Here is a 546-nt window from a genome sequence, read left to right as displayed (position 1 = left end):
AGGTTATGCACCTATTAATTATGGAATACTTAAAAGTGGAATACAACAAGTTACTATTAAAATACTACCTCCCGTTATAGATCGTAAAACAGAAATTAAACGTCCTAACTTGGGAAATTCTCAATTAGATATAGAAATCGTAGCTGATGACTTTATCGAAGGTGAGTCTACAGGAGAATATTCAATCTATGAATGGGAATCTCCTAAAGAAGTGAAGTTTATAAAATCCGAAGGGATTGAAATGCCCTATTTTACGGAACCCGAACTACCTATTTATGAGCATAAAGCTACTTTTGAAGCTGAAATCCCTTATTCCATAGATGGTTGGAGTAAATCCGTAAAATTATTTACAGATGATAAAGAAGAGCTAGAGGTTTTAACTAAAGAAGTAATCGCTCTGTATTCAGAATTACATAAATATATTCAAAATAATAAATTAAATAGTTTAGCAAATTTAGTTTTTAACAAAGAAAAAAGAGTTGCACAGCAATTTTATCATTTAGAGGCTGACAGCAAAGAAAATTGGGATTATTACATTGAAGACTA

Annotated in this window: 1 protein-coding gene; it reads left to right on the top strand. The window is 30.8% G+C overall.

From position 1 onward, the window contains the following. On the top strand, nucleotides 1-546 hold a 546-nt coding region (locus Q0975_RS28355; RefSeq protein WP_299444369.1), incomplete at both ends, for a hypothetical protein.

Origin of the sequence: uncultured Aquimarina sp. (assembly GCF_947500065.1) — a bacterium.
In the GTDB taxonomy this organism is placed as follows: domain Bacteria; phylum Bacteroidota; class Bacteroidia; order Flavobacteriales; family Flavobacteriaceae; genus Aquimarina.
This window is presented reverse-complemented; position numbering and strand designations above follow the sequence as displayed.